Here is a 25,760-nt window from a genome sequence, read left to right as displayed (position 1 = left end):
AACGTGGTCGTGGACGTCAACGTGGACGTGGTCGTGGACGTAAACGGCCAGACGTCCACGTAGACGCCCACGGCCAGGAAGCCCCCCGCTCCCCGTCTTCCCGTCGGCAGGCCCAAACGACGAAGGGCGGCCATCAGGCCGCCCTTCGTGGATCCCCAGATGAACTGAGTCGGGGCGAGAGGATTTGAACCTCCGACTCCTCGGTCCCGAACCGAGTGCGCTACCAGGCTGCGCTACGCCCCGTTCGCTGCCCCAAGAGCAACGCCCGCTGAACAGCGGGCGCGCAACATCGCCAAGAGCGAGCCGCTTGTCAAGACGAAATGATCAGGGCTCCACGGCCGCACCGCGGGCTCGCACGGCGTCCCCGGGAGCGCCCGCGCACCACATGACCGTCAGATGACAAAAAGTGGCAAGAATTCGCTCACTTCGGGGTCGCCCCGGCGCCCCGGACGTTTCACGAAGCCAAGAATCGTGGGAGCGCAAGAAAAATGTCCCGTCCTGACTTGCTCAGGCCGTGTTAAAGTGTCACTGGAATCCCGATGTTGCCGAAAGGAAGCAGAGAGCGAGGCGTCTGGTGCGCCGGTGAGGGCCTCGCCCCCTGCTCGCGCAACTTGAGCAGGGGACCGCACGGGCGGCCCCTTCCAGAACGGACCAGGGCGACCGGCCGGCTCTCCGGCGGTCGTGACGTGAGAGGAGGAACAGGTGGCAATTGAGCTTCCCGCTGTACGCATTCTGATCGTCGACGACGACCGCGCGATCTGTGACTACATGCAGACGCTTCTCGAGCGCGACGGGTACCAGGTCAAGACGCTGGGCGACCCCACGACCGTGGAGGAAGAGGTCCGCACGGGCGGCTACCACCTCATCATCCTCGACCTGATGATGCCGAAGCTCGACGGCATCGAGGTGCTCAAGCGCATCCGCAAGGTCGACAACGACATCGCCGTCGTCATCTTCACCGGCTTCCCCAACCTCGAGAGCGCCGTCGCGTCTATGAAGCTCGACGCGGTCGATTACATCAAGAAGCCGTTCAACGTGGACGAGTTCCGCGAGGTGCTCGCCCGCGTCATGCGCAAGAAGGGCCTCGCGCGCACGCCCGAGGAGCAGCTCCACCGCGTCATCGGCGACACGATCAGGAACCTCCGCAAGGACAAGGACCTCACGCTGAAGCAGATGGCGCGCCGCACGGGACTCAGCGTGTCGCTGCTGTCGCAGATCGAGCGCGCCGAGTCGTCGGCGTCCATCTCGTCGCTCTACAAGATCGCGGTCGCGCTCGAGTCGCGCATCCAGGACCTCTTCGGCCACTACTGATCCGCTCGCCGAGCGGCGACGCCTGGCCCGCCGCGCGCGCAGCGTGGACGCGCGCGCCCGGGCCAGCGCCGGCTCAGCGCCGCGCGCCGCGCTCGATCGCCGCGTCGAGCTCGTCGAGCGCGAGGCCGGCGATCGCCTCGATCCGCGCGCCCGACGTGTCGAAGACGATCACGTACGGCAGCTTCGAGACCTGCTTCAGGTACCGCCGGGCGAGCGGGCTGTCCCAGTCGACGATGTCGAGCTTGCGGTACGCGACGTCCTTGCGGGCCTCGAGCACCGTGACCATGTGCGCGTCCAGCTTGCGGCAGGGCATGCACCAGGCCGCCACGAAGTCGATGACCGTGACCTTGCCCGGGACGATCTGGGCGCCGAGGTCGGGGATGTCCGCGCCGCCGTCCTCGATCGTCCGGGCGTCCGCGCCCTCGGGGAACGTCGCCCAGCCGAGGTACTGCCCCTGGCCGGCGCCGAGCACCGCCTCGAACCCCTCGTCGGCGGCGAGCCGCTTCACGGTCCCGGCGACGTCGAACGACCGCGACGCGGTGACGGAGATCTCGGCGCGGCGCCTGTCGAAGGCGGCCGAATAGACGCCCGGACGCTCGCGGAGATCCGCGACGAGCTCGGCGCCGCACGCCTCGCAGTCGATCTTCCGCAGCGAGACGACCGTGGTGCTCGCGCCCTCCGGGGCGGGCTGCGCGCCGCCGCAGGCAGCCGCCAAGCTGCCAAAGGCGACCAGCCAGCCGCCGCAGGCAGTCAAACCAAGGGCCGAAGAGAGGGCGTTCGCGCTTCGCACCGCGTCCTTCGAGGTACCTTGCCCGCCTTCTCCGCGCGGCGCAACGTCGTGTAGGCTGGGCTGCGATGAGCTCCGTCGTGACCCGCACCCTGCCGGCCGATCACGTCACGCCGGTCCGCGCCTACGCCGCGCTCCGCGCCCAGTCGCCGGGCCGGTCGTCGTTCATGCTCGAGTCCGCCCTGCCCGGCGAGCGCTGGGGCCGCTACGCGATCCTCGGCTACAGGGCGCGCGCCGAGACCCTCCTCCCGAGCGGGTTCGACCCGTTCGCGACGCTCGCGGACGGGCTCGCGCAAGCCGCGGCGGCGGACACGCGGAATGCGCCGGACGCACAGGGCACGGCGCGCGACCTGGCGGCCCGCGTCTGTCAGGCCTGGGTCGGCTTCCTCGCGTACGATGCGGTGCACCTGCTCCTGGGCGTCGAGCCGTGGCCCGACGAGGCTTACCTCGGACGGATCATGAAGGACGCGACCGTCGTCGTGTTCGACAGCGTGGCGCAGACCATGACGATCGCCGGCCAGTCGCAGGGCGCCGTGAGCCGATGCGCCTGGGAGCTGTCGCACGGGCCAGAGCAGATGAGCCTCCCCGCGCTCGATCCGCACGCCCTGCCAGAGCACGTCGAGACGCCGGTGGCCGACGAGGACTTCGCCGCGAAGGTGGCCGCGGCGCACGAGCGCGTCGCGGCCGGCGAGGCGAAGGAGGTCGTGCTCGCCCGCAGGTTCCGAGCCCCGCTGCGCGGCGCGGATCCGTTCGACGTGTACCGGGCGCTGCGGGTGCTCGCGCCGTCGACCCACCTCTACTTCCTCGACTTCGCGGAGTCGCCGTTCGCGCCGGGGCTCACGGTGGCAGGCGCGTCGGGCGAGACGCTCGTCCGTGTCGAGCGCGATCCGTCGGCGGGGCCGAGCGCAGGCGACGCGTCGCCCGTCGAGGCGCTGCGCGCCGCCTTCGCGCGCGGCAGCGCGGTCGGCGCGCCGGCGGCGCACGCGAGCGGCGTCAGCCGCCGCCTCGAGGTCGGCCCGCGCCAGATCTACGGCGGCTCGGTCGGGTACTTCGGGCCGGAGGGCGCGGAGATGGCGCACACGCTCGGCGCCGTCTGGGTCGAGTCGGGGTACTTCGAGACGATGACCGGCGCGCGCATCGGGAACGGGAGCGACCCGCGCGCGGCGTCGGAACGGACGCGCGGCGACGCGCGCGCGGCGCTGTCGGCAATCCGCGCGGCGCAGGAGGCGCGCAAGGCGAGCGACGCGGCCGCGGAGAAGAGGGCCGCCGCCGAGAAGGCCGCCGCCGAGAAGGCCGCCGCCGAGAAGGCCGCCGCTGACGACGACGCGGTCCGGAGCGCGTAGCGCGCAGCGCTCAGTCGTGCAGCAGGCTCTGGCGCACGCGCGCGCCCGTGGGGGCCGCCCCCGTGGCGGTGCCTGGCCGCGCGAGGCGCGACGAAGCGGCGGCCTGGGGCGCGGTTGCCGCCGCGCGGGCGCCGCGCTGAGGAGGCTCGGGAGGCGCCGGCCGAGCCGGCGGCGAGGCGATCGCCTCGAGCGCGGCGGCGCGCGCCGCCTGGGCCTTGCCGGCGGCGAGCGCCGCCGTGAGCACGGCCGCCCTGGCGCCGGTCGCGGCCATCACAGGCCTCGGGCGCTCGGGCCGCGTGAGCGTCACGAACGTCGCGACGCCCATCAGCGCGACGAGGCCAACGGGGAGGAGCCAGCCCAGGCGCGCGGGCGACGCGAGCCCGCGCAGCACGGTGGCGCTCTCCGCGCCGAGCAGCGTGTCCGGCGGCGTCGTGCGGCTCGCGGTCGGCGGCTCGGAGCCGGCCTCCGGCCCCACGACGGCGCGAGGGGCCGCCGCGTTCCCCTGCGCGAACGCCGCGACCGGCGCCCGCACCGAGGCGATCCCGGAAGCGCGCGCCGACAGGGGCGGGCGCGGGAGGCCAGAGGAGGGCGGCGGCGCGTGCTCCGCGATGCGAGCGAACGACGACACCATCTCCTCCACCGAGCGGAAGCGCCGGGCCCGGTCGCGCGCGAAAGCCTTCTCGAAGAAGCCGTCCAGCGCGGCAGGCAGCCTCGGCGCGAGCCGCGTCGCGATGGGCACCGGCGCGAGCAGGATCTTCGAGGCGACGACGCTGGCGATGTCGCCGGGGAACGGGAGGTGACCGGTCACCGCGCGAAACAGGATCGACGCCAGCGACCAGAGATCGGTCTGCGCGTCGAGGGTCCGCTCCGCCCGGATCTGTTCCGGACTGAGGTAGTGGAGCGCGCCCGCGCTGATCTCCGCCGCGATCTCGCCGACGAGCCGTGGCGCGACCGCCCTCGGGAGGCCGAAGTCGAGCAGCTTCACGACCTCCTCGTCGCCCTCCAGCGCGAGGAAGAGGCTCTCCGGCCGGAGGCCCTGGTGAAGGAGGCCCGCCGCGTGGGCGGCCTGCAGGGCGTCGCCGGCCTGCGCCGCGACGCGCGCGGCCTCGTCCAGCGAGAGCCGGCCGCGCCGGACGAGGCGCGCCGCGAGATCCTCGCCGGAGAGCAGGTCCATCGCCAGGTAGACCACGCCGTCCTCGGTGCCGTGATCGCGCACGCTCACGACGTGCCGCGACGAGAGCTCGGCGGCGGCGCGGACCCAGCGGTCGAGCCAGAGGATCTCCCCCGTGGCGCCGGCGTCGGGGTCGAAGAGCTTCAGGGCGACGCGAACGCCCAGCTGGAGCTCGCGCGCGGCCCAGACAGAACCGCGGTCGCGCGCGATCCGCGCGAACGGACGCGCGAGCTGCCTCTCCAGCAGATACTTCCCCCCAACGATGGTGCCCGGTGAGATATCCATGGGTTACCTGAGCCTCCTCCCCCACCGTAAAGTTGCACATACGCCATGCGGCGCAATTTGGCGTTGCGGGTCGCTGCACGGTTTGCTTGTGCGACCGCCTCGACCGTGCAGGCGGCGGGAGCGTTCGCACCGCACGCCGCGCGCGGAAAGAGGCGAGTCGTATCGCGGAGCACAAGGAGCCCGTCCCGGTTGGGGCAGACCGAACCCGGCCTCCGAGGTCGGTGCAGCGTCAGGCGCGGCGAGGAGCCTTACCTGGCCAGGCGGAACCAGGGCGGTCGCGAAGCGGACACCGGGGCGTAGAACGGGACGTACAACGGAGCGAAGCCCCGAGGAAACAGAGCCGGTTCCGCCCGCGCGACGTCGCCTTGAAGCGGCGCAGAAATCCGGCCAGAGATGGCCGGACTTCTGGCGGGCGGAACTAGGGTGCTGAGGGCTGCGGGTCGGGCGAAAACCGGAGCGGTACGACGAAGCGCAGGTCGCCGCCCTCCGGCGCCGGGAACGTGAGCGCTCGCGCGCGCCGGAGCACGCAGCGGGTGAGCCGTTCGTCCGGGAAGCGCGACTCGGCCTCGAAGGCCTCGTCGACAGCGCCGCTGTCCGTCACGTGGAAGCGGATCGCGAGGCGTCCCCAGAGCGCCGGCGCGCCCGCGAGGGCCTCTTCGTAGCAGCTCCGCCACACGGGCAAGGCCTCGGCCAGGGCGGCGGAGATCGCGTCCGGCTGGAGCTCGCCCGGGCCAGGAGCGAGGACGGACGGCGGAGGCTCGACCGGCTCGTCGCCCGGATAGACCTGCAGCGTGGCCACGACCGTCGAGCCGGCCTTGGCCCCGGGGAGCGGGAGCGACCGCGCGCGCGCGGTGAGGCACGAGACGACGTCCGGCGCGGAGAGCGTGGACGAGGTGGCGCGCGCCCCGGTGACCTTGCCGGCGCGGCTCACCGTGAGCCGCACCGTGGTCTTGCCGTGCAGCGTCGGGTCCCGGTACGCGCGCAGGCGGTAGCACGAGTAGACGTGGATCCAGAGGTGCCGCCGGGCGATGCGCTGCACCTCGCTCGCCTTGAGCGGACCCTTCACGTGGTCGATGTCCACGATGATCCTCGGCAGCGGGTGCCCCTCGGCCGGAGGCGGCGGCGCGGGAGGATCCCCCCTGCCCCCGGCGTTCCAGCGATCCCGCTCCGCCGCCTCGGCCTGGCCGCGAGGCACGAGGTGGCGGCCGAGCTTGTAGGGCGGATCGATCGCGATCGAGGGCCCCTGCGAGGCGCCGCGCGCGTCGCCCTCGGCGGCCGCCGCGGACGGGTCCCCGAGGGAGGCGCCCGGCGCCGCAGGAGAGACCGCCGGAGGCGCGGCCGGGGCGCGCAGCTCAGTGGAGGAGGCGGCGGCCGCCAGCGCGCCCACCCGCCGGGGCGGACGCCCCGGCTGGGCGGCGGCCGGGGCGGAGAGGCCGGCGGCGCGCGGGGCCGGGCGCGGCGGCGCCGGCGAGGCGCACGCGGCGAGCGCGATGGCCATCGCGAGGAGCGGACCGCACGCGCGGCCCGCGCCGCGCCGGGAGGCCGCGCTCAGAACCGGAGATCGCCGCGCGGCGCCTCCACCTTGCCGTCGAGCGCATCGATCGCCTTCGCGACCTCGGGGTCGTCGACGGTGGGGACGTGCACCACGAACTTCACGTAGAGATCCCCGGGCTCCTTCGCCTTGCGGGCGATGCCCTTGCCGCGCAACCGCATCACCTGGCCGGTCTGGGTGCGCGCCGGGATCTTGAGCGTCACCTCGCCGTCGGGCGTGGGGACGCGGATCTTCTCGCCCCGGTAGGCCTCGCCCAGGGTGACGGGGACGTCGAGGTGGAGGTCGTCGCCCTCGCGCTTGAAGAACGGGTGCGGCGTGACGTGGATGTTGAGCAGCAGATCGCCGGGCTCGCCGCCGCCCATGCCCGGCGCGCCCTGGCCGCGGATGCGCAGGCGGCTGCCCTCGGCGGCCCCGGGCGGGACGCGCACCGTGACCGGCTCGGGATCACCCTCGCGCTGGAGCTGGAGCGTCGTGCCGCGCACCGCCGACACGAAATCGATGGTGAGGTTCTGCTCGATGTCGCCGCCGCGGCCGCGCGCCGGCTGCGGGCGGCGGCCTGCGCCGCCCGCGCCGGCGCGGCCACGGCCAAAGAGGTCGCCGAGGATGTCGCTGAGGTCGCCTCCGGCGGGGGCGTTGCCGAAGATCTCCTGGACGTCGAAGCCGCCGGGGCCGCGGCCCCCGCCGCCGGCCCGCGCGTTCGCGTAGCGGCGGTAGGCGCGGGCGCGCTCGGGATCGAAGTTCTGCGAGAGGCTCTCCTCGCCGAACTCGTCGTAGAGCGCGCGCTTCGTCTTGTCGCTCAGCACCTCGTGAGCCTGGTTGATCTCCTTGAACTTCTGCTCGTTGGCCTTCCCCGGGCTCTTGTCCGGGTGGTACTTCATCGCGAGCTTGCGGAACGCCTTCTTGATGCTGTCCTCGTCCGCGTCGCGCGAGACGCCGAGCACGGAGTAGAGATCACGAGCCATGGTCGTCCGTCATCGTTCTGGTCCGCGGGAGGTGCGAGGCGCGCGGACCGCTGCGGGCCTTCATCGGGCCGAAACCTAGATCTCCCGTCGGTCCTCGTCCACTGGGGGCAGCCGCCTGCACGAGCGTCAGCGGTGGAACGCGCGCGGCGCGGCGCGCCTCAGGCGCTCACCCGGAATGTCGTACCGGTGGGAGAGTCGGCAACCTCGATGCCGTCGCGCTCGAGCTCCTTCCGGAGGGCGTCGCCCCGCGCGAAGTCCTTCGCGGCGCGCGCCGCGGCGCGCTCGGCGAGCTTCGCCTCGATCGCCTGCCGGGTCGTGCCGAGGAGCCCGAGGCGCTGCTCCTGCGTGCGGGCCTGGTAGACCGGAGACGGCGTCTGCAGCAGGCCGAGGACGTCGAGCGAGGACCGCAGGGCCGCGTGGAGGCGGCGCGCGAGCGGCGGGGCGGCGCGGGCGACGTCCTGGTCCTTCCCCCGCCGCTGCGCGGCGTCGGCGAGCTCGTTGGCGGCCTTGGCGACCTCGGCGATGATCGAGAGCACGACGGGGGTGTTGAGGTCGTCGTCGAGCGCGGCGGCGGCGCGGCCCGGCGCGCCGTCCGCGAGCGCGGCGAGCGCCGCGAACCCCTTCGGGAGCCGCGCCGACAGCTCCGGCGCGGCGCCCTCGCTGGCAGGCGGGCCGGCGAGCGCGGACGGCGCGGAGAGCGCGGACAGTCGATCGAGCGTCGCATACAGGTAGTCGACGCGGCGCTCGGCCTCGACCACGCCGGGGAACACGACCCGGCCGTCGTCGCGCTTGTGGGTGTCGAACTCGAGCGGACCCCGGTAGTGGACCGTGAGCAGGAAGTAGCGGAGCGCCTCCGGGTCGTTGCGCGCGTAGACGTCGCGGAGCTTGACGAAGTTGCCGAGCGACTTCGCCATCTTCTCCTTGTCGACGTTGACGAAGCCGTTGTGGATCCAGATCGAGGCGAGCGGCGCGCCGTCCGGATGGGCGGCCTCGCTCTGGGCGATCTCGTTCTCGTGATGGGGAAAGACGAGATCCATGCCGCCGCAGTGGACGTCGAAGCCGGCCCCGAGGTAGCGGCCCGCCATGGCAGAGCACTCGATGTGCCACCCGGGGCGCCCCTTGCCCCACGGGCTGTCCCAGCCCCACCCGCCGGGGGCGACCCCCTTCCAGAGCGCGAAGTCGAGCGGATCGCGCTTGTCCTCGCACGGACCGACGCGCGCGCCGACCCGCAGCTCGTCGAGGTTGCGCTTCGAGAGCTTGCCGTAGGAGGGGAAGCTGCGGACCGAGTAATAGACGTCGCGAACGTCGCGAACGTCGCGAACGTCGCGAACGTCGCCGGGCCGCTCGACGACATAGGCCACGCCTCGCTCGATCAGCCGCTCGACGAAGGCGATGACCTCCGGGATGTGCTCCGAGACCTTCGGCTCGACGTCGGGCGTCAGACAGCCGAGGGCGGCGACGTCCTCCTGGTACAGGCGAGCCATCCGCGCCGACAGGTCCATGGGGGGCTCGCCGGACTCGGCCGACCGCTGCAGGATCTTGTCGTCGACGTCCGTGACGTTTCGAACGTAAACGACGCGGAGGCCGCGCGCCCTCAGGTGGCGGACGAGGATATCCGGGGCGAGCGCGGCGCGGCCGTGCCCCACGTGCGCGACGTCGTAGGTCGTCGGGCCGCAGCAGTACATGCGGACCTCGCCAGGCCGCCGTGGGGCGAGCGGGGCGAGCTTCTGGGTCAGCGTGTCGTGGAGGCGCAGGGCGGACATCGGCCGGGGGTCTATCAAGGCAGGCGGATGCTGTCACGGGCCCGCGTGCTTAAGGTGATCGCGATGCTGCCCGTCCGTGACCAACTGCCCACCCGCAAGCTGCCGGCCGTCAACTACCTGCTGATCGCGCTCAACGTCCTCGGTTTCTTCTGGATGCGATCGACGATCGCGGCCGGGTTGCCGCCCGACCGGCTGCTCTCGGCGTGGGGCCTCGTCCCCGAGCAGCTCCTGGAAGCGCCGAGCGACGCGTGGTGGACGGTCTTCAGCAGCATGTTCCTGCACGATCCGACGGGGTGGGCCCACCTCGGCGGGAACATGCTGTTCCTCTGGATCTTCGGCGACAACGTCGAGGACGCGCTGGGCAGCGCCCGCTACGCGGCCTTCTATGTGCTGTCCGGGATCGCCGCCGCGGGCGCGCAGGTCGTCATCGATCCCGGCTCGACGATCCCGATGGTGGGCGCCTCCGGCGCGATCTCGGGCGTGCTGGCCGCGTACGCGTCGCTCTACCCGCGATCGCCGATCACGGTGCTGAACCCGATCTTCCTCCTGTGGTTCATCTTCGGGCTGTTCCTGGAGCTCCCGGCGTGGCTGGTCATCCTCGAGTACTTCGTGGTGAACCTGCTGAACGGGCTCGGCTCCATCGGCGTGCGCGGCGGCGGCGTGGCGTTCTTCGCGCACCTCGGGGGGTTCGTCGCCGGGCTCTTCCTCGTCCGCATCTTCATGACAGGGCGCACCCGGCGCGAGCACGAGCGCTGGCAGCACTTTCGCCCGTCCCCCCGGCACCCCGCTGCCCGCCGGGCCCCGCCGTGGGACGCGCCGCGGCGGCGAGACTCCTGGTGAGGTGCGGCGCCCTGTACGCGGCGCGCGGCGAAAAAGCCGGTGAGATCCGAAGGATCTCGCCGGAACGGCCAGGCTGCTCGCGGTTCGCCCAGGATGCAAAAGCGTGATAGCGTCGGCTCGCAGCGATGCGACGACCCCTTCGAAGGCGCCTCACCGCCGCGGGTTCTGCGGCCGAGGCAGCGCACCCCCGAGCCTGGCTGCTCGCCGTCGCGATCGCGCTCGCCGGCTGCGGAGGGTCGTCGTTCGACGGAACGGTCTACCGCGGCACGGACGTGGCGTTCCGCGTGCCCCCGGCGCCGGCGAGCTGGAAGCGGCTCGAGGTGTCGGACGCGGCGGTGGCGTACCGCGACGACGCGAACGGGGCGACCATCGCCCTCAACGGGCGCTGCCGGAACGAGGAGGACATCCCGCTCGTCTCGCTGACCAACCACCTCTTCCTGCACTTCACCGAGCGCGAGGTGCTGAAGCAGGAGGTCGTGCCGTTCGACGGCCGCGAGGCGATGCACACCGTCATGTCGGCGAAGCTCGACGGGGTGCCGAAGGTCTTCGACATCTGGGTGCTCAAGAAGAACGGCTGCGTGTACGACATGCTCCTCATCGCCGATCCCGCCGGCTACGCCGCCAGCGAGCCGGCGTTCACGCGGATGGTCCGCGGCTTCTCGACCCTGCGCACCGATGACCGATGACGACTGATCGCAAACGGCCCGTGGCGGCGCCGCCGCCCGCCTCGAACGGCCCGCCGGCCGCCTCCTCCGGCGGGGGCTCCACCAGCGTGCCCCCGCAGAGCCTGCCGCCGAACAGCGTGCCCCCGCAGAGCCAGGCGCCGAACAGCCTGCCCCCTCCGCCGCTCCCCCCGCTCCTCGCCCGGATCAACGAGAACGCGGTCGGGTTCGTCGAGCACCTCGGGCAGTTCGGGCGGATGACCTGGGGGGCGCTCAGGTCGATGTTCGAGCGGCCGCTCGAGATCCGCTCGACCCTCTATCAGATGGAGGCGCTCGGCGTCCGCTCGGCCGCCATCGCGTCGGTGACGGCGCTCTTCGTCGGGATGGTCATGGCGGTGCAGTTCGCCATCGGCCTGCAGAAGTTCGGCGGCATGGAGTACACCGGCCGCATCATCGGCCTGTCGTTCTCGCGCGAGCTGGCGCCGACGCTGACGGCGGTGATCGTCGGCGGCCGCATCGGCGCCGGCATCGCGGCCGAGGTCGGGTCGATGGCCGTCACCGAGCAGATCGACGCGATCCGCGCCCTCGGCGCCAGCCCGCTGAAGAAGCTCGTCTTGCCGCGGCTGCTCGCGAGCGTCGTGGTGATGCCCGTGCTCGGCGCGTTCGCGCTCGTGCTGGGCTTCGGCGGGGCGATGCTGGTCTGCGCGACCGAGTTCGGCATCCCCGCCGGCTTCTTCCTGCGGACGGCGCTCGGATCCGTCACGTTCATGGATTACTTCAGCGGGATGTACAAGACGCCCTTCTTCGGGGCGATCATCGCGCTCGTCGGGTGCCACTTCGGGCTGATCACGCGGGGCGGAACAGAGGGCGTCGGCCACGCGACCACGCGCACGGTGGTCGTGACGTCGATCACCATCCTGATCGCCGACTTCTTCCTGACCAAGATGTCCATCCTGCTCTTCCCGACCCGGTGAGCAGGGCCGGTCCGGGAGGCGCCCAGATGCCGCCGCCGACGCCGCAGCGAACGCTGGCCGGGCTCCTGCCGGTGCTGCTGTCCGGGGTGCTGTTCGGGGTGCCGTTCGGGGTGACTGCGTGCCAGGGGGACGCCGGGAAGGAGGGCGGGGTCGCGGAGGCGAGCGACGGCGGCGCCGCGCTCCCGGAGGGCACGCCGGTGCCGCGGCGGCCGACGCGGCACTACCACCTCCGCCGGACGGACGACGGGTGCGAGATCTTCTGGATCGACGGGGATCTCGTCTCCGCGTCCCAGGCGGTCGTGTGCCCGCCCGACCTCGAGGTGGGCGAGCGCCTCCGCCTGACCGGCAAGACATGCCTCCGCGAGTCGGCGCAGACCCCCGCGCGCGCCGTGCCCGTCGTCTGCCCGCTGCCGCTCATGAACATGGAGAAGGCGGACAGGACGCCGCCCGACGCCGGGGCGCCGCCCGACGCCGGCAAGCGAGGCGGCGGGTAAACGACGGGGAAGCGACGAGCGAGAGGCGGGGCCATCGAGGGCACAAGCGCGCAGCCGACCACGTCCCTGGAGCATCGTAGTCCGGAGGGGTAGCGTCATGCGGCACGCGGATACCGTCGTGATCGGATCGGGCGCCGGCGGGCTCACTGCGGCGCTCGCGCTGGCGCGCGCGGGACAGAAGGTGCTCGTCGTCGAGCAGCACTACCTGCCCGGCGGGTGGACGCACAGCTTCTCGTTGAACGGGTACCTGTTCAGCCCGGGAGTCCATTATATCGGCGGGCTCGGTCCGGGGGGCGCCGTGCGGCGGCTCTACGAGGGGCTCGGGCTCTCGGGAGATCTCGAGTTCTGCGAGCTCAACCCGGACGGGCTCGATCACCTGATCATCGGCGACGAGCGGCTCGACGTGCCCAAGGGCCTCGATCGGCTCGTCGCCCGGCTCACGGCGCGGTTCCCGCACGAGGCCGCGGGGATAGCGCGGTACTTCCGTGTCCTGCGCGGGGTCAACGACGATCTCGGGCGGCTCGAGGCGATGCTCGAGTTCCCGAGGGTGCTTCTCGCGCCGTTCAAGGCGCCGAGCCTCGTGCGCTGGGGCCTCCGCACCCAGGAGGATCTGCTGGACGCGACGATCCGCGATCCCCTGCTGCGCGCGTTCCTGTCGGCGCAGGGGGGCGATCACGGGCTGTCGCCGTCGCGCGTGGCGCTGCCTGTCCACGCGGGCATCGTTTGCCATTACATGGATGGCGGGTACTACCCGCGCGGGGGCGCGAAGCGCATCCCGCTCGCGATGATCAGGGCCCTTCGCCGGCTCGGCGGGCAGGTGCGGACGCGCGCGCGGGTGAAGCGCATCCTCGTCGAGCGAGGGAGAGCGGCCGGCGTCGAGCTGGAAGGGGGAGAGGTCCTGCGCGCGGCGAGCGTCGTCTCGAACGCGGACCCGGCGATCACCTATGGAGAGCTGCTGCCGCCCGAGCTGACCGCCCGCGAGCGCCGCAAGGTCCAGCGGATGGAGTACTCGGTCAGCCTGCTCAGCGTCTTCTGCGCGGTGGACATGGACCTCCGGTCGATGGGTTACGACTCAGGCAACTACTGGTGGTACCGCGAGCGAGACGTGGGGCGCCTCTACGAGCGCATGGAGCACCAGCTGCCGCGCGGGGCGGTGGACGGGCTGTTCCTGACCATCACGACGCTGAAGGACCCGGGCCACCCGACCCGGGGCAACCACCACACGATCGAGATGTTCACGTTCGTGCCCCACGGCCCCTTCACGCGCTGGGAAAAGACCCGCACGGGCGAGCGAGGGGCGGACTACGAGGCGTTCAAGGAGTCGATCGGAGATCAGATGATCGCGGCGGCGGAGAACGTCATCCCAGGCATCTCGCGCGCGCTCGTGTTCCGCTCGGTGGCGACGCCGCTGACCAACGACTTCTACTGCGCCACGTACCGCGGCGCCGCCTACGGGACCGCCAAGACGACGTGGCAGCTCGGCCCGCTGTCGTTCTCCATCGGGACGAGGATCCCGGGGCTGTACCAGTGCGGCGCCAGCACGCTGAGCCACGGGGTGGCAGGCGCCGCGATGTCAGGCCTCATGGCCGCGCAGCGGATCACGGGCGCGGCGCGCGCGGAGGATCTGCTCGGGCCGGCCGACGGCTCGCTGCGGATCTACCCCGCCGATCGGCCGGAGGAGTGGCTGCACGAGCGGGGGGAGGCGAGCGCGGCGGCGCAGGCGGACACGGGCGACGAGGTCGACGAGGGGACGTGAGCCGCGCTTGAGCCGCGCTGCCGCCTTATCGAGCGCTAACCGGCCGGCGTCCTGGACCGGAACGTGATCTGCACGAGCGGCATCACGTCGGGATCGTCCTGTGTCTCCCGCTCGAACTGGAGCACGTCGTAATAGCCGCACCGCGGCCTGCCCGGGTAATCGCGGCAGACCTCGGGCCGGGCCTCGTAGATGGTGCAGCCGCGGGTCGTGAGATCGAGGAAGCGGCAGACCCGGCCGAGCACCGGATCCGACTGCCGCCGGAGGATGCGCTCGTCGTTGTAGCGCTTCGTGAAGCGCTCCTCGGCGGCCTCGAGCGTGAGGCCGAAATGGCGGGCGAGCCGCCGCAGGTCGCGCGGCGTGACCTCGACCCGCTCGTAGATGGAGCAGCAGTAGGCCGGGCACTTCGAGCAATCGTAAGAGACGCGGGGCTTGGCCTTGAGGGTCGTCGTCATGGATCGTGAGGGACGTGCAGCCGATGCCGGAGCGAAGAGGCCGAGCGCTCGCTGTCAGGCAGCGGAGCATACGCGGCCGAGCAAGCCTCCGCGACGGCGAAGTGCTCGCCACGGCGCGCGCCCAACATAGCGCCACGGTGCAATCGTGCGATGGGAACGCGATGGGAACGCGATGGGAACGCGATGGGAACGCGATGGGAGCGCGATGCGCGAGGACGGTGGCACGATGACGCGATGAGGCGCGGGCAGCGCGCAGCCACGAGCGCGCGAGCGCCCGCCCGCCTTCACTCGTTGAAGCCGAGCTGCTCCCGCGCCTCGGTCAGGCCGTCGCTCACGGCGAAGACGATGAGGTCGCGCGCCTCCGCGTTGCGCCCGATCCAGGTGACGCGGTCCTTGCCCGCGGCGGGCGGCGCGTTCGTGTTGCCGCCGGACCAGGCGATGCCCGTAAGGACGACGTTGATGTCGCCCACGGCGAGGAACGCGGCCCGGTTCCCCCAGCCGTTGATCGCGGTGTTCAACGTCGAGGCGCGGTTGCCGATCGAGCCGATGACGTCGGCGGCGAGCACGCTGATCTTCGGATCCACGCCGCCCGCCATCACCCGCTCGATGCGGCCGTGGTACTCGCGCAGGCGCCCGGCGTCCGCGCCCTGCGGCGACCACGTCGGGACGAACGCCTTCAGGTAAGCCGCGAGCAGCGGCCAGAGATCGATCGGCGCCGTCCGCGAGAAGGCCGAGGCGTTGGTCTGGAGGATCTTGACGGCGCGGTGGATGAGGGCGACCCGGACGTCCTCGCGCGGCGAGGTGACGAGCGCCTGGCCGAGGACGATCTTGGGCGGGCTCGTGGACGCCGGCACGCAGACGGCGCCGAGCGCGCCCGTCATGTAGACCTGCAGGCCGGGGAGGCCGTACGCCGCGCCGATGCCGCGCGCCAGATCGGTGATCTCGGCGTGCTGGGGCGGCAGCGGCGTCGCGCGGATCGAGTCGAGATCGAACGGCACCGCGGCGTCGAGCAGCGGGCCCGTCTTGAGCAGGAGCTCCCGGAACGCGGGGGTCATGAGCTCCGGCGCGAGGTGGGCGTCGAGGCGGGCCGCGCCGGCGGCGTTGCCCGCGCCGCCCATCGCGGCGTCGCGGCCGTCGAGCGCGTCGACCGTCGCGCGCGCGATCTTCGCGGCGCCGGCGCGGCCGCGGAGCTCCGCGACCGTCGCGACCGTCGAGAAGAGGTAGGGCTCGAAGCGGCCGGTGTTGAGCGCGCGGCGCGCGTCGGCGAGGGCGCGATCGAGCAGCGTGGTCGCCGCGGAGGCCTGCTCGGTGCGCTGGTAGTAGCGGGCCAGCGCGCCGAGCGCGAAGTCGTCCTTCGGCCACGTCTTGCGGGCGGTGAGCAGCGTGGCCTCGGCCTTCTTCGCGTCCCCCATCGCCTCGTAGATCTCGGCGAGCTCCGCGGTGCGGCGGCACTTCTGCTCGGGCGCCTCCGCGGCGTTGATGAGGAGGTTCTGCTGCTCGAGCGCGCGGGCGCCGTCGCCGGCGCGCTTGTAGAGCGAGACGAGGCGCTCGCGCGCGCTCACGTCGCCCGGCGAGCGCTTCAGGATCTCCTGGTACGCGAGCTCGGCGCGCTCCGCGTTCGGGAGGTGCTCGTCGTAGAGCTCGCCGAGTCGGAGGTAGATCGCGACCTGCTTGGCGGGCTCGGGAACGAGGCGCGCGAGGCGGATCCACGCCTGCTCGGCGCCGGCCCAGTCGCCCTCGCCGGCGCAGACGTCGGCGAAGGCGGACAGGGCCTCGACGTGATCGGGGTTCGCGTCGAGCGCGGCGGCGAGCGCGCGCTTCGCGGCCGTCGCGTCGCCGACGTCGGCGAGCGCCCGGCCGCGCAGGACCTCCATCTCGACCCGCTCCGCGGGATCCGTCACCGCCTCGAGGCGGCGCTCGAGGAGCGCGGCGAGCTCGGCGCGCGCCCCCTCGGCGATGTAGATGGCCCTGAGCCGCGAGAAGACGTCGGCGTACGACGGATCGACCGTGGCGACCGCCTCGAGGACGTCGCGCGCCCGCGCGACGTTCTGGACCTTGTCCTGCCAGAGCACGGCCGCGGCGTAGAGCGAGTGCGCGCGCCCCTCGGGGCCGACGCTCGCGCCCGCGGCAGACTCGAGCGCCGCGGCGGCGGCCGCCGGGTCGCCGCCGCGATCGAGCGCGTCGGCGAGATCGAGGTGCGCGACGAGGTAGTGCGGGACGAGCGTGATCGCGTGCCGGAAGAAGGCGACGGCGTCCTCGATCGAGCCCGCGAGCAGGGCGTCCCTGGCGGCGCGCACCGAGAGGGCCGCGGCCTCGGACGGGCGATCGGTGCGCTCGATGAGCTGGCGATCCGCCTCGATCGCGAGGGCGTGATCCGCCTTCGCGCGGGCCTGGGCGGCCATCTGGCGCAGCGCCCAGATGCCGCGGGGCTCGTTCCTGTACGCGATCTGGACCGGCTCGAGCGCCTCCTCCCACGGGAGCACGCGCAGGCGCAGCCGCGCGGACAGGAGCGCGTGGGCGATCGCCTCCGGGCCGTCGAGGACACGCGCGATCTCCAGGGCGATCGGCTCGAGCTCCTCGTCGCGGCCCTCGCCGATGAGGTAGGAGGCGACCCGGCGGAGCGTCGGCAGGTGGTGCGGCGTCTCCTCCAGGATGGAGCGGCGCCAGAGCAGGGCGCTGCCGGCGTCCTTGCGCCCGTGCTCGTCCAGCTCCGCGAGGCGCTCGTAGATGTCGAGGCGCTCCGCCGCGTCCGCCGCCTCGCGGGCGCGCGGGATCAGGGCGTCGACGAGCTCTCCTGTGCCGTGGCCCGCGACGGCCGCGCGGTAGAGGGCGATCGGCGCGAGCGCGTTGTCCCCGGCGGCGATCGCCTGGCGGGCGCACGCGGCGGCCTGCGCGAGGTCGCCGGCGCGCTCGTGGTCGAGGGCGGCCTCGAGCGCGAGGCGAGCAGCCTCGATGCCCACGGCAGCGCGGTCGTCACCCGAGCGGCCCGCGTCGCCATCGCCGCCTGCGTCGAGGGCGCGCAGGAGCTCGGCGGCGCGCTCGGCGCGCCAGGAGGCGCGGTCGGCGGGCGGCTCCGGCGCGAGCCGCTCGAAGAGCTCGCGCAGGCCGATGTCCTGGGGGCGCGAGCGGTGCGCCGTCTCGAGGAGCGACGCCGCGGCCGCGGGGTCGGCCTCGGCGACGAGGAGCGCCTCGCGGACGAGATCGTGAGCCCGCTCGAGGGGGTCGGCCGCGCCCTCGCGGCGCGTCCTGAGCCACTCGAGGAGACCGTCGCGGTCCACCCGGGCGCGCGCGCTCCGCTCGCCGAGGTGGAGCGCGACGGGGAGCTTCGGATCGATCTGGGCGGCGCGCGAGAGCAGGCGCTCGCCCTCCTCGTTGTCGCCGCCGTCGAGCAGGCGGATCGCGGCCTCGGTGACGAGCACCGCGGCGCGCGGCCCCTCGTCGAGCGTGAGCGCGTGCTCCGCGAGGATGCGGGCCGCGCCGACGCCGCTCTCCTGCGCGGCGCGGGCGCGCGCGGCGCCCTCGTGCTGCGGGTCCGCGGCGCGGGCGCGATCGAGATCGCTCATCGCCGCGCGCTGATCGCCCGCGATCTCCGCGAGGACGGCGGCGGCGAGCGCGCTGTCGCGCTCGGACGCGACCTCGCGCAGCGACGCCACGGCCCTGGCGACGCGGGCGCCGCGATCGCCGTCGAGATCGAGCTCGAGCGCGAGCGCCCGGAAGAGCGGGCTCTCCGGCGCGGTGTCGCCGTACGTGACGACCGCGCGGGAGAAGGCGTCGCTCGCGTCGACGCCGCCCTCGGCGGGGACGGCCTCGCGCGAGAGCGCGCGGCCGAGGGCCGCGGCGGCGCGGGCTCTCGGGCCGCCGAGGGGGCGCACACCCCTCGACGCGGGCGCGCCGTCCACCGCGGCGTCGCCGCCGGCGTCGCTCAGGGCGGCGCTCGCCGCGGCGCAGAGCGGCGCGAACTCGGGATCGTCGGCGAGGGCGTCGAGCCACGGGTCGATCTCGCCCGCGGCGCCGCCGGCGAGCGCCGAGAGGACGATGCGATCGGCCGGCGAGAAGGCGCCGCCGTCGTCGAGCGTCGCGTCGCGCACGGCGGCGGCGTCGCCGAGCTCGATCGCCTGCGCCGCGAGGGCGCGGCGCGCCTGGCCGCCGTGCGAGCCGGCGGCGACGCTGCGGAGCGCGCCGAGCGACGCCGGGCGGGTCTCCTTGCGCGCGGCGCTCAGCGCGGCGGTGAGCCACGCGACGGCGGGCGCGAGCGAGGTGCCGCGCAGGGGATCGAGGGTCGCGAGGCCCTCGGCGAGGTCGCCGGCGCCGAGCAGGGCGCGGGCACGGAGCAGCGCCTCGTACGGCGTGGCGGGGGCGGCGCGGCCGCGCGCCGGCCTCGGGGCGCCGCGGTGCGCTGCGACCTGAGTGCTCGCCGCGGCGAGCGGCGCGAGCTCGGGCGCCTCGGGGAGGCGGAACTTCGCGAGCACGGCCGAGGCCGCCGCGTCCGAGTCCGGCGCGGCGAGCGCCTCGCAGAAGCGCTGAACGTGCGCGCGGGGATCGGCGGGGTGCGTCCGCGCCGCGAGCTCGAAGCGTTTGTGGGCGCCCTCGGGATCCGCGAGCGGAATGCGGCAGAGCTCCGCGCCGAGCACGAGGTTGTGGCAGCGCGCGGCCGGCGTGCCGAGGACGCGGGTCTCGCTCTCCAGCGCCTCGAGCGCGGCGGGCAGATCCGCCTCGCGCATCAGGAGGCCGCGGAGCTGGCGGTGCGCGAAGATCAGGCTAGGGGCGAGATCGCGCGCCTCGGCGGCGATGGCGCGGGCGGTGGCGTCCTCCCCGGCCATCACGTAGAGCTCGGCGACGGGAAGCAGCGCGCGCGCTCGAGCCGCGGGGTCCTCGATGAGCTCGGCCTCGGAGCGGAGCCACGCGGCGCGCGCCGCCCACACGTCGCGCTGCTGCGACTGGACGAGGATCGCGCTCGCGTCCTGCTCGCCGTCGAACACCGAGGCGGGCGGCGGGATCGACGGCAGCGGCGGGAGGCTCTCCGGCGCGCGGGAAGGCGACGACGACGGGCCCGCAGGAGGCGCCGACGGGACGCGTGCTGACGAAGACGGGCGCGGCGGCGACGACGACGCGCGCGGCGATGAAGACGGCACGAACGACGACGACGGCACGAACGACGGCGACGGCCGGACGTGGGACGCCGCGAACGGGCGCGGTGGCGACGACGCGCGCGGCGACGACGAGGGGCGCGGCGGCGACGACGACGCGCGCGGCGATGAAGGCGGACGCGGCGGCGTGAAGGCGACGCCGCTGTCGGGTCTCCGGGTCGCGACGCGCGTCTGCGCGAGATCGTCCTCGAGCTCTTCATCGGTCGGCTCGGTCGACCCGCCGATCAGGCTGGACTCGTCCACGAGCTCGCCGGGATCGCTGTCGGCGGCGGGCTGATCCCAGCGGCTGGTGGAGGCGGACGACTGGCCGGTGTACGGCCGGGTCGTGGGCCCAGGCTCGTCGAGGGCGTTCGTCTCCTCGTCGTCGATGCCGTGCGTCTCCTCGTCGTCGATGCCGTGCGTCTCCTCGTCGTCGAAGGCGTGCGCCTCCGCGAACCGGCCGCTGCTGGCGCCGCTGGGCGGCGCAAACTCGAACGGGGAGTCGCCGCCGTCGGGGATGGGCGTCGCGCGGTCGCCCGGCTCGGCGGTGTCCTCCTCGAACACAGGCTCCCGGCGCACCGACGGCGGCGGCAGCGGGGGCGGCGGGGCGGCGGGCTGCGGGCGCGGCGCCGTGAACCTCGCGGACGGGGCCGGCGGCGGGATCTTCGGCGTCCGATCGCCGGGCGTGAGCTCCGCGCCGAGCGAAGCCTTCACGTCGCCCGGCCTGCTGCCCGAGCGGGGCTGGGCGGCGGGGCGGGGCAGCGACGGGGGGCGCGGCGGCGGGATGGGCGCCGGGGGCCGGCGCGTCCCGTGCAACGCCGGCGCCGAGGTCACGACCCCGTCGTCGACGTCCTCGGCGCGCTGATCCTCGAACAGCATGTCGAGCAGCGCGTCGCTCTCTCCGGCGCTCTGCGCGGGCCTCGCGGGCACGGGCACGGGCTCGCGGGAGAACAGCTGCTTCAGGCCGCCTTCGCCGGCGCGCTCGCCCTCCTCGGCGCCGCGGATCGACTGGATGAGCTCCTCGGGGATCTTCGCGAGGAGCGTGGCCTCCTCGACGTCGCCCTCCGAGACCGCCGCGCCGTACATCGCCGGCGGGGGGACCGTGATCTTCTCCTGCGACGGCGCGCCCTCGTCGCCGCCGCCAGAGGAGCCCTTGGATTGCGGATTCTTGCTCACCGGACCCCCATGCCGAGCTTCTTCCGGAGCTCGAGGTAGCTCTGCGAGAGGACGAACGCGACCAGCTGGCGCGCCCGCTCGCTCTCGGCGACGACACCGCCGAGCTGCTCGCGCGGGGTATTGAGGATGTCCGAGAGGACCAGCGAGACGTCGCCCGCGGCGATGACGGCCATGCGGTCGATGCTCCTGCGCGCGGCCTGCGCCCAGCGGAGCGGGTCCTGCTGGCTCGAGACGATGCGCTGGCAGACGTCGGCGATGGCCTTGCGGGTCGCGCGCGACATCTCCTTGTGGATGGCGCGCGAGACCTCGCCGAAGACGGCGTAGGGCGGCTGCGGGACCGTGAAGCCCGCCTCGATGCACGCGGCCGCGACGAGCGAGGCGACGGTGCTGTCGTCCCGCGTCCTGAGCGACGAGATGCCCCGGCGCAGCGCGAACGCCTCGCGCGCGATCGCCGAGCGCGAGGCGGCGTCGAGCGGCGTCGTGATCTCGGGGCCGAGCACGAGCGCCGGCAGCTGGCCGTAGACGCCGGTCGCGCCGCGAGGGCTCGGGCCGCCGACGTAGAGCTCGAAGTCCGTCTCGAAGCTGAGCGCGCCCATCCACTCGGCGACCGCCACGCGCAGCGGGTGGCCGCCGCGCGAGTCGATGCGGTCCTTCTTGCCGACGCCGAGCGACACGAGCGAGGGGCCGAGCGCCATGCAGATGGTCTCGGCCATCTTCGCGAACAGCTCGCCGACGGGCCCGGTGTCGAGCGGATCGGCGATGTCGGCCATGGCCTTGGCGTCGAGGGCGATCTGCGGCCGCGCCGGGACGCGGGCGTCGATCTTCCTGAGCTCCGCGGAGATGCCGTCGTCGATGCGGACGAGCGAGACGAGCGCGCCGAGCGTGGCCTGCCGGAGCGCCGCGTCCTGCCCCGCGCCGGCGATCTTCGCGAGGAGCGCGACCCGGTCCGCGTCGATCGGCTCGGACGCGAGCGCCTGGATCAGCGTCGCCTTGGCGCGGCCGAGCACGCGGGTGCGGAAGGCGGGCTCGTAGTCCGTCGTGAGGACGAGATCGATCGCCTCGCCGTCGTCCGGCGCCTCTTCGAGGAGCTTCGCGACGGCCCGCTCGGCGCGGCGCGGCGCGGCGAGCTGATCCCGGTAGATGGCCATCGCGAGGCGCGCCGCCTCGATCCGCCCCTCGGGGGTGTCGCGCTCGACCATGAGCTCCTCGAGCAGGCGCGTCGCCTCGTCCCAGGAGCCGACCCGGGCGGCGACCCGGACGAGGCGCTCGCGGACGACGAGCGTCGACAGCCCGGCCCGGTGCAGGCCGATCAGCACCTCGAGCGCCCTGTCGTGCTCGCCGAGCTTCTCGTAGGCGTCGACGGCCGTGATCCCCGACATGAGGCGCTGCTCCCCCGGCGCCTTCGCGACGCGCGAGAGCTCGGCGTAGAAGGCGGCCGCCTGGCCGAGGTCGCCCTGCGCCTTCGAGATGTCGGCCGAGAGCGCCAGCGCGCCGATGTGGTCCGGCTCGAGCAGCGTCACGTTCTCGAGCGCGGCGAGCGCGTCGTCGAGCTTGCCCTTCTTGCGGAGCACGCGCGCGCGCTCCCAGAACAGCTTGCAGAGCTCGAGGTCGTTGTCCGCCACGCCGAGCCGCTTCTCGATGATGTCGAGCAGCCGATCGTCCTCGTTGCGCGCGCGGACCCGGCGGAACAGCCGGTCGAAGGCGACGCCGCGCCGCGGGTCGCGCGCGAACGCGCGATCGAAGGCGATCTCCGCGTCCTCGTCGGCCTCGGTGTGCTGGAGGAGCAGGAGCCCAGCGCTCTCCCAGAACCCCGCGCCGCGCGCGTCGTCCTTGCAGAGCGCCCCGAGCTGCGCCGAGGCGAGCGCCGTCGACACGGGGTCGCGCAGCGCCTCGGACGTCGCGCGGACGCCCTCCCAGGCGGCGACGTCGTCGGGCCGCCGCTCGACGACCGCGCGGAACGCGGCGAGCGCGCGCTCGTGATCCCCGGCCGCGAAGTCCGACCAGCCCGCGAGGCCGAGCGCGGTGAGCTGCGCCTCCTCGCCGAGCGCGTCGCCGAGCCCGTGCAGCGCCGCGGCGCGGCGCCGCGGATCGCAGCCGGGGAGCGCGAGCTCGATGTTGGCGAGCTGCGCGGGCGCGTGCTCGCCCGTGAGGAACGGCCGCGGCAGGTTCGGCTGATCGAGCGCGCCGACGATCGCGGCCGAGGCCTCCATCGCGGCGCGGGCCTCGCCCTCCATGTGCCGCGCGAGCGCGCTCCGCGCGGCGACCTCCGCCTCGCGGTCCTCGGCGCCGAGCGCGGCGCCGAGCCACTCGAGCTCTGCGTGCGGGCTCGGGTCGGCCGCGGCCCACGCCGCCGCGCGCGCCGCGGTGCGCGCGCGATCCTGGTCCAGGGTCCGCGCGAGGCGGAAGCGCTCGGCGTGCGCGATCGTCGCGGCGCCGTCGCCGCGCTCCTCGATGTAGTCGAGCGCGCGCTCGACGGCGCTGCGCTGCTCGAGGGCCGGCTGCCAGAGGAGGCGCCCGAGCGCGGCGGCCAGGGCGAGGTCGTCGCTCGCCTGCGACTCCAGCGCCTCGAGCGTCGCGAGCGCCTCGTCGGCGTCGCCGCCCTCGGCCGCGCCGACCTCGAGGCCGAACCGCGACAGCGCGAGCGCCGCCGGGTCCTCGCCCGCCTCGCCGGCGACCTCGAGGGCGCGGCGCCGGCTCTCCAGATCGCCCGCCTCGTGGCCGCGAAGGGCCCAGGTGAGCGCCGTCGCGCCGGCGCGCGGCGCCTTGCCGCGCGCCGCCTCGAGCTCCTCGACGGCGCGCCCGCGCTCGCCGGCGCGCCAGAGCAGGATCGCCGCCTCGATGTGCAGCGCCGCCGAGAGATCGGCGTCGTCGATCGCCGCGGCGCAGGCCGAGAGCGTCGCGGCCGCGGCGGTCGGGCTCCCGGCGCGCCGGTGGAGCTCGGCCAGGAACACCGCGATGACCTCGTCGTCCGCGGATCGCTCGAAGAGCGCGCGGAGCCGGCTCCGCGCGCGATCCAGATCGCCGCCGCGCGCGCTGCGCAGGGCAGCGACGAGCCACAGCCCGCGCGCGGTCTCCTCGCCCTCGACCTCGGCGAGCGCCTCGATGACCGTCGGCGAGCGCCGCGGGCCCGCGGCGCCGGGCTCGTCGCCGCGCTCGCGCCGGCTGCGGACGAGATCGACCGCGAAGGCGCCGAGCGCCCGCCCGAGCCACGCGTTCGGCGTGGCGCCGTCGTCGGCGCCGGCGTCGGCGAGCTCGGCGAAGGCGCCCTCGGCGCCGTCCGCGTCCCCCCGGAGGAGGCGGCTCCGGCCGATCTCGAACCACAGGCTCGCCTTCTCGGCCGGGTCGACGCCCGTCGAGAGCAGCCGCTTCGTCGACTCCTCGTACCAGGCCGCGTCGCCGCGGAGGGCCGCGAACGAGCGGCCGAAGCGCGCGAGCACGCCCGGGTGGACGCCGGCCATGCCGGCCTGCGACAGGGCCGCCTTCGCCGCGCCGACGTCGTCCGTCCGCACCGCCCAGACGTAGGCCGCGAGGAGCAGCGCGCGCCCCCGCGCGTCGTCGCTGGCGTACGAGGCCGCCGTCGCCTCGAGCGAGGCCGCGAACGCGGACGGGTCCTGACCGTCTCCGAGGAGATCGATCTCCAGCGCGCGGGCCGGGATGCACTGCGGGTCGGCCGCGAGCGCGCTCCGGAGCGCCGCGAGCGCGGCCTCGCGATCGCTCGCGAGCGCCGCCGCCTCGGCGACGCGGAGCCACAGGGCCGCGGCGCCGGGCCCGCTCGCGCCGCGCGCGATCTCCTGCTTGGCCAGGCTGGCGGCGGCCTCGGCCTCGCCGGCGGACTCGAGCGCGGCGATGCGCGCCCGGCCGAGCAGCGTCGACTGGGGCAGCCGCTCCGCGGCCCGCTCGAGGAGCGACGCGAAGCCGCCCGTGCCGGCCCGCTGCGTCAGCTCGGCGGCGCGGAGCCACGCGTCGGCCGCGTGCTCCGGCTTGCGTATGGTCCGCGGGACGCCGTTGGCGTCGCCGCTCGCCTCGTCGTCGAGCGCGTCGGCGATGAGCTCCGCCTGCCCCTCGAGGGCGCGCGCGAGCGCGCCGAGGTCCTCCTCGCGCCGGGCGATGACCTCGAGCGCGAGCTGCGACCTGAAGCGCGCCCGCCCCTCCAGCGCGGCGGCCGCGTCGAGCAGCTCGTAGGCGCGCTCCACGTTCTCGGTCGCCGCCGCGAGGTCGGCGAGCTCGATGAAGAGCAGCCCCTTCCACGTCGCGTCCGTCGCGAGCTCCGCGCGGGCCTCCAGCGCGCGCATCCGGCCTGCGAGGTCCCCTTCCTTGGCCGCGATGAGCTCGAGCTCGAGCCACGGGGTCGCGTCCTCCGGGTTGCTGAGCGCCGCCTCCTCGAGCGCCTCCTTGGCCGCCGCGAGGTTCTGCTCGTGGTCCTGGAGGTACGCCGCGCGCTCCCAGAACGAGCGCGCCCGCTCCTCGGGGGTGGCCGCGGCGCGCGTGAGCGCGTCGAGCAGCTTGCCGAGGTTCTTGATCGACTTGCGCCGCGTGAGGATGCGGACCAGCGCCTCGAGCGGCTCGCGGAACTGGGGATCCGCGTTGAACGCGGCGAGGTAGTCGCGCGCCGCCGTGGGCTCCTCGCCGAGCGCCTCCTCGAGCGCGCCGAGCTCGTGCAGCAAGAGCGCCTGGAGCTGCCGCTCCGGTTGCTCGCCTTGCTCCGCGCGGAGCCGCGCGATCAGGGCCGTCATGCTCTCCGCCTGCCCCTCGGGTGCCTGAACCGTCATCTCGCTCGCGACGCCTCCGAACGGGGTCTCATCTGTGCGCACCGCATGACGATGGCGGAGAGTAGCGAACCGAACCTGACGGAGTAAAGCGCGCCGGGCAGGGAGCCGGCTCGAACAGCGTCGAGCCGCGTCGAGTAGCCTGCCTGGCCGCGCGCGTTCGGTAGGTCGAACGGCGGACACGAATGTGCGCGCGCCCGCGCCCGGCGAGGAGATCCGCGGAGCGCGCCGGTCGACCGCGTACGCCGCCGGAACCGCTGGAAAACGAAGAACGGTGGGCGCGCTCGCGCGCGGCGCGACGCGCGCGAGGGGGCGGAGGTCGCTCGCTCGCGAGGAGGAG

The 25,760-nt window shown here is 74.3% G+C and carries 15 protein-coding genes and 1 tRNA gene; 7 read left to right on the top strand and 9 right to left on the bottom strand.

Annotation, left to right across the window (positions count from 1 at the left end):
• Positions 1–169: 169 nt before the first annotated feature.
• A tRNA-Pro gene (locus tag WMF39_RS03445) sits at positions 170–243 on the bottom strand.
• Between the two features lie 459 nt (positions 244–702).
• Here WMF39_RS03445 and WMF39_RS03440 point away from each other — a divergent pair.
• Positions 703–1,311, top strand: a complete 609-nt coding sequence (locus tag WMF39_RS03440) for a response regulator (RefSeq protein ID WP_012233257.1) — start codon at positions 703–705, stop codon at positions 1,309–1,311.
• A gap of 73 nt (positions 1,312–1,384) precedes the next feature.
• On the opposite strand, the gene WMF39_RS03435 is transcribed toward WMF39_RS03440, so the two are convergent.
• On the bottom strand, positions 1,385–2,101 hold the full coding sequence (locus tag WMF39_RS03435) for a TlpA family protein disulfide reductase (protein WP_437744120.1): 717 nt from the start codon (positions 2,099–2,101) through the stop codon (positions 1,385–1,387).
• Between the two features lie 65 nt (positions 2,102–2,166).
• Here WMF39_RS03435 and WMF39_RS03430 point away from each other — a divergent pair, with 65 nt between their 5' ends.
• Complete coding sequence (locus WMF39_RS03430; RefSeq protein WP_437744119.1) at positions 2,167–3,441, top strand: chorismate-binding protein; 1,275 nt, start codon at positions 2,167–2,169, stop codon at positions 3,439–3,441.
• 10 nt (positions 3,442–3,451) lie between these two features.
• On the opposite strand, the gene WMF39_RS03425 is transcribed toward WMF39_RS03430, so the two are convergent.
• The 4 genes from WMF39_RS03425 to cysS form a co-directional block, all read right to left on the bottom strand.
• The gene (locus tag WMF39_RS03425) at positions 3,452–4,897 is read right to left on the bottom strand and encodes a protein kinase domain-containing protein (RefSeq protein ID WP_437744118.1); all 1,446 of its coding nucleotides are present in this window, start codon (positions 4,895–4,897) and stop codon (positions 3,452–3,454) included.
• Between the two features lie 418 nt (positions 4,898–5,315).
• Positions 5,316–6,395, bottom strand: a complete 1,080-nt coding sequence (locus tag WMF39_RS03420) for an AgmX/PglI C-terminal domain-containing protein (RefSeq protein WP_437744117.1) — start codon at positions 6,393–6,395, stop codon at positions 5,316–5,318.
• A 50-nt stretch (positions 6,396–6,445) separates the two neighbouring features.
• Positions 6,446–7,411 carry a DnaJ C-terminal domain-containing protein gene (locus WMF39_RS03415; protein WP_437744116.1) on the bottom strand — a complete coding sequence of 322 codons (966 nt, stop codon included), beginning with the start codon at positions 7,409–7,411 and terminating at the stop codon, positions 6,446–6,448.
• A 158-nt stretch (positions 7,412–7,569) separates the two neighbouring features.
• Positions 7,570–9,174, bottom strand: coding sequence for a cysteine--tRNA ligase (gene cysS, locus WMF39_RS03410; protein WP_437744115.1), 1,605 nt, complete (start codon positions 9,172–9,174; stop codon positions 7,570–7,572).
• Positions 9,175–9,237: 63 nt separating this feature from the next.
• Between cysS and WMF39_RS03405 the strand changes: the two genes are divergently transcribed.
• From WMF39_RS03405 to WMF39_RS03385, 5 genes are all read left to right on the top strand, one after another.
• Positions 9,238–10,014, top strand: coding sequence for a rhomboid family intramembrane serine protease (locus WMF39_RS03405; RefSeq protein WP_437744114.1), 777 nt, complete (start codon positions 9,238–9,240; stop codon positions 10,012–10,014).
• 125 nt (positions 10,015–10,139) lie between these two features.
• On the top strand, positions 10,140–10,700 hold the full coding sequence (locus tag WMF39_RS03400; protein WP_437744113.1) for a hypothetical protein: 561 nt from the start codon (positions 10,140–10,142) through the stop codon (positions 10,698–10,700).
• Positions 10,697–11,650 (top strand): MlaE family lipid ABC transporter permease subunit, encoded by a 954-nt coding sequence (locus WMF39_RS03395; RefSeq protein WP_437744112.1) that lies wholly within the window; start codon positions 10,697–10,699, stop codon positions 11,648–11,650. The genes WMF39_RS03400 and WMF39_RS03395 overlap by 4 nt, the downstream gene beginning before the upstream one ends.
• A 26-nt stretch (positions 11,651–11,676) precedes the next feature.
• Positions 11,677–12,144, top strand: coding sequence for a hypothetical protein (locus WMF39_RS03390; RefSeq protein WP_437744111.1), 468 nt, complete (start codon positions 11,677–11,679; stop codon positions 12,142–12,144).
• Between the two features lie 97 nt (positions 12,145–12,241).
• Complete coding sequence (locus tag WMF39_RS03385) at positions 12,242–13,900, top strand: phytoene desaturase family protein (protein ID WP_437744110.1); 1,659 nt, start codon at positions 12,242–12,244, stop codon at positions 13,898–13,900.
• A 35-nt stretch (positions 13,901–13,935) separates the two neighbouring features.
• Here the strand turns inward: WMF39_RS03385 and WMF39_RS03380 are convergent, their stop codons facing one another.
• From WMF39_RS03380 to WMF39_RS03370, 3 genes are all read right to left on the bottom strand, one after another.
• The gene (locus WMF39_RS03380; protein WP_437715531.1) at positions 13,936–14,352 is read right to left on the bottom strand and encodes a YkgJ family cysteine cluster protein; all 417 of its coding nucleotides are present in this window, start codon (positions 14,350–14,352) and stop codon (positions 13,936–13,938) included.
• Positions 14,353–14,636: 284 nt separating this feature from the next.
• Positions 14,637–20,654 carry a hypothetical protein gene (locus WMF39_RS03375; protein WP_437744109.1) on the bottom strand — a complete coding sequence of 2,006 codons (6,018 nt, stop codon included), beginning with the start codon at positions 20,652–20,654 and terminating at the stop codon, positions 14,637–14,639.
• Positions 20,651–25,423 carry a hypothetical protein gene (locus WMF39_RS03370; RefSeq protein ID WP_437744108.1) on the bottom strand — a complete coding sequence of 1,591 codons (4,773 nt, stop codon included), beginning with the start codon at positions 25,421–25,423 and terminating at the stop codon, positions 20,651–20,653. The genes WMF39_RS03375 and WMF39_RS03370 overlap by 4 nt, the downstream gene beginning before the upstream one ends.
• Between the last annotated feature and the right edge of the window lie 337 nt (positions 25,424–25,760).

The organism is Sorangium sp. So ce1504 (assembly GCF_051521635.1).
Taxonomy (GTDB): domain Bacteria; phylum Myxococcota_A; class Polyangia; order Polyangiales; family Polyangiaceae; genus Sorangium; species Sorangium cellulosum_B.
Note: the sequence above shows the minus strand (reverse complement) of the source record. Positions and strands in the feature narration are given on the sequence as shown.

Coding starts and splice junctions, on each gene's coding strand:
- WMF39_RS03430 (WP_437744119.1), top strand. CDS start 2,167: ATGAGCTCCGTCGTGACCCGCACCCTGCCGGCCGATCACGTCACGCCG.
- WMF39_RS03425 (WP_437744118.1), bottom strand. CDS start 4,897: ATGGATATCTCACCGGGCACCATCGTTGGGGGGAAGTATCTGCTGGAG.
- WMF39_RS03420 (WP_437744117.1), bottom strand. CDS start 6,395: ATGGCCATCGCGCTCGCCGCGTGCGCCTCGCCGGCGCCGCCGCGCCCG.
- WMF39_RS03415 (WP_437744116.1), bottom strand. CDS start 7,411: ATGGCTCGTGATCTCTACTCCGTGCTCGGCGTCTCGCGCGACGCGGAC.
- cysS (WP_437744115.1), bottom strand. CDS start 9,174: ATGTCCGCCCTGCGCCTCCACGACACGCTGACCCAGAAGCTCGCCCCG.
- WMF39_RS03405 (WP_437744114.1), top strand. CDS start 9,238: ATGCTGCCCGTCCGTGACCAACTGCCCACCCGCAAGCTGCCGGCCGTC.
- WMF39_RS03400 (WP_437744113.1), top strand. CDS start 10,140: ATGCGACGACCCCTTCGAAGGCGCCTCACCGCCGCGGGTTCTGCGGCC.
- WMF39_RS03395 (WP_437744112.1), top strand. CDS start 10,697: ATGACGACTGATCGCAAACGGCCCGTGGCGGCGCCGCCGCCCGCCTCG.
- WMF39_RS03390 (WP_437744111.1), top strand. CDS start 11,677: ATGCCGCCGCCGACGCCGCAGCGAACGCTGGCCGGGCTCCTGCCGGTG.
- WMF39_RS03385 (WP_437744110.1), top strand. CDS start 12,242: ATGCGGCACGCGGATACCGTCGTGATCGGATCGGGCGCCGGCGGGCTC.
- WMF39_RS03380 (WP_437715531.1), bottom strand. CDS start 14,352: ATGACGACGACCCTCAAGGCCAAGCCCCGCGTCTCTTACGATTGCTCG.
- WMF39_RS03370 (WP_437744108.1), bottom strand. CDS start 25,423: ATGACGGTTCAGGCACCCGAGGGGCAGGCGGAGAGCATGACGGCCCTG.